This is a genomic window from Streptomyces sp. NPDC054866 (genome assembly GCF_053610745.1).
Genome location: NZ_JBSGZA010000008.1, coordinates 356287 through 358951, shown reverse-complemented (window position 1 = coordinate 358951; position 2665 = coordinate 356287). Strand labels below are relative to the sequence as shown.

The 2665-nt window shown below is 64.5% G+C and carries 4 protein-coding genes; 1 reads left to right on the top strand and 3 read right to left on the bottom strand.

Annotated features, from left to right (window positions below; translation table 11 throughout):
• The 3 genes from ACWGI2_RS34780 to ACWGI2_RS34770 all read right to left on the bottom strand — a co-directional run.
• Positions 1–692, bottom strand: a 692-nt coding sequence (locus ACWGI2_RS34780; protein WP_453699808.1) for a hypothetical protein, incomplete at its 3' end; no start/stop codon positions are given.
• Between the two features lie 161 nt (positions 693–853).
• Entirely contained in the window at positions 854–1435 is a 582-nt protein-coding gene (locus tag ACWGI2_RS34775) for a hypothetical protein (RefSeq protein WP_453699806.1), read from the bottom strand.
• A 125-nt stretch (positions 1436–1560) separates the two neighbouring features.
• Complete coding sequence (locus ACWGI2_RS34770) at positions 1561–2010, bottom strand: SgcJ/EcaC family oxidoreductase (protein ID WP_453398301.1); 450 nt, start codon at positions 2008–2010, stop codon at positions 1561–1563.
• A gap of 91 nt (positions 2011–2101) precedes the next feature.
• Here ACWGI2_RS34770 and ACWGI2_RS34765 point away from each other — a divergent pair.
• Positions 2102–2665, top strand: a 564-nt coding sequence (locus tag ACWGI2_RS34765; RefSeq protein WP_453699805.1) for a MarR family winged helix-turn-helix transcriptional regulator, incomplete at its 3' end; no start/stop codon positions are given.

Here is a 2665-nt window from a genome sequence, read left to right as displayed (position 1 = left end):
CCAGGCGCAGCAGGGACAGTCGCCATCGGCGAAGGCACCGTGAATCGCAAGTAACTAGCTCTTCGTAGTCGCTCCACAGAAGCTGAGCCAGAACCCGAGTTTTGACGGCACTCCACGCTAGTGATCTTGGCCTGTGGTGCGGCGGAGCAGTCGTGTCCGTCGCCGGGCAGGCCCATGACGTTCAGCACGGGTTCTTCGCCCTTTGGGATCTCGAAGATGAAGTTCGCTCCTGACGGGATCGCCACGAGCGAGCACTGATCGCCGAAGGTCAGCGGAGGGTAGGTCTCCCAGGAACAGCCGGCCTTGTCCAAGGCGGAAACGATGTCCGCGTACTTGAGCCCTGCGGGGAAGGTGCCCACCCCCTCGACAACCGACGGGGGGAGCTCGACGACGTCACGCCAGGTCTGGACGCAGATGTTGGAGACCTTGCGGCAGCGGCAGACACTCAGCTCCAGGTCTCCGTAGGCGAAGAGCCGTGGCCACTTTCTGCTCCGGCTCATCGTTCCGATGTCCCATGGTTCGCCGAGTGCCGCGGTCACACCGTTCCAGTCGGCTCCACTGAACACCGGGCCCAGACGGCCCGTTTTCGCCATGCCGGTCAGTGCATCGAGTATCTCCACGAGGCGGAGCCTGACAGGTGCCTTGACCAGCAGTCCAGCGGTTTCAGGGGGGTCAACGTCGGCGGCGCCCATGGCCCGGGCCGTTTCGCGGTCGGCGCGCAGTCCGTTGGTGTGCCGCTCGATAGCGAGACGGCTTCGCGTTTTCCGCCACAGGGAGACGGTTAATGGTGGGAGTCGGGTATCGGAACTGCCCGAATGCCTACGCCTATGGCGCCTACGCCTATACCTATGCCTCAGCCGGTGCGGACCCACGCTGTGAAGGCGTCGGCGAGTCCGGGCGGGTTGGCGGTCTCGGTCCGGCGAGCGATCCCATCGTAGTACTCCAGCTCGTGAAGGATCACGGGCACCGGCTTGCCGATTGCGCTCTCGATGGCGCCATCGTTGTGGAGGTCGCAAGCGAGCCGGACGCATGCCTGGTTGAAGTTGGCTTCAATCAGCGAGGCGGTTGGCCCCACGGTTGTCAACCAGTCCTCGAGGCGCGTGGGCTCGTCGTCGTACCAAAGTCCGAGTTCTCTGATCCACTGGCGGCGTGCTGCAGCTCCGTCGGGGTCTCGGGTGAGGTCGCCGATGACCGTGAGCTCGTTCTGTAGCCAGAAGGCATAGTTCCAGCGGGCTTCCGCCTCGTCGGAGGCGGCCGCGATGCTGCGTCGGAACTGAACTTCGGTGTTGTATCCGATGCTCAGGGTGGGCTGTCGTGGGTCGTCCCTCTCGTTGTCGATGAAGAACGAGATGACGTAGATGTCCTCTGCCTCAGCCGCTGAGATCGAGCTGATCGCTCGCTCGGCAAGGGTTCGGAGATGGTCCTGGAAGGTCACGCGGTTGGAGCCTTTCGGGTGCGGTTGCTGAGTGACGCTGCGCGCTGTCGGTGATGGGGCATTGGTTGAGAAGTGCGGTGTGAGTGTGCTGGCACCTGCCCATGCGGGGTCTGTAGTTTCACCGGTCACTTCTGGGATGCCGGGACGAGAGCGGGGGCGGCCTTGAAGGAGATGGCCTCCATGAGCGGCTTGCGCTTGGTGTTGTGGAAGGCCGCAATGCGCCACTGGCCGTCCGGCTCCCGGACCAGGGTGTAGGTCTGGACCTTGGTCAGTTTCTTCGGCTTGCTGCCCTTGTAGCTGTCGCCGCGGCCGGTGATCACAGCGGTGTCTGGACCGTAGAAGCGGACGTCCAGGATCTCGTCGGCGAGCTGTGTGCCGTTGAGGAATTTGGCGAACAGCGTCCGGTGGCTGTCGATGATGTCGCGGCGGCCCTGGTAGTACGTGCCGACGAAGGTGACGTACGTGGCGTCCTGTGTGAACTGCGCACCGTACGTGTCGGCGTCGTGGCGCCGCCAGGCGTCGACGAGTGAGGCGATCACCGTGGTGACGGCATTCCGATCGTCCGTGGTGGGCATGGAATCCTCCAGGTAGTTACACTGATGCAGATATTGCACGTAGACATTATCTGCATGTGTGCAGCTACCTACGCAAGGGGCACCCAGGGACATGGCAGACCTGACGCCGGCAGACGAGCACCTGGTCTTCCGTCAGTACCTCGACGCTGTGGGACTCCACGGCATGGCCGGGGCGGAAGCGGTGGGGCTGAGCGCCTCCGAGTGGTACGCGCTCAGCCAGATCGCATTGGAAGGCACGCTCACCTCGGGAGAACTGGCCGCACGTACCGGTCTCACCACCGGGGCGACCACTCGCCTGATCGACCGCCTGGAGCGAGCCGGATTCGCCCGCCGGGCTGCCGATCCGGACGATCGACGCAAGGTCATCGTCGAGCCGGTGGCCGACTCCCTCGACCAGATTGAGAAGGTGGTCGGGCCTGCCCGGCGCCAGATCGCCGAGGTTCTCAGTCGCTACACGCCGGACCAACGCGCCGTTCTCTTCGACTACTTCGCTCACGCCGCCCCTGCTTTCCGGGCGGCCACCGAGGAGATCCGGGACGCAGCAGCACACCGTCGTCAGGGCAAGGGTGGCGCGGCGGGCCGCCCGCTTCCACGTTCCTGTCGTCACGGCTACACAACGGACGCTGCCCACGACACCAAGAGTGTAGATCTCGGT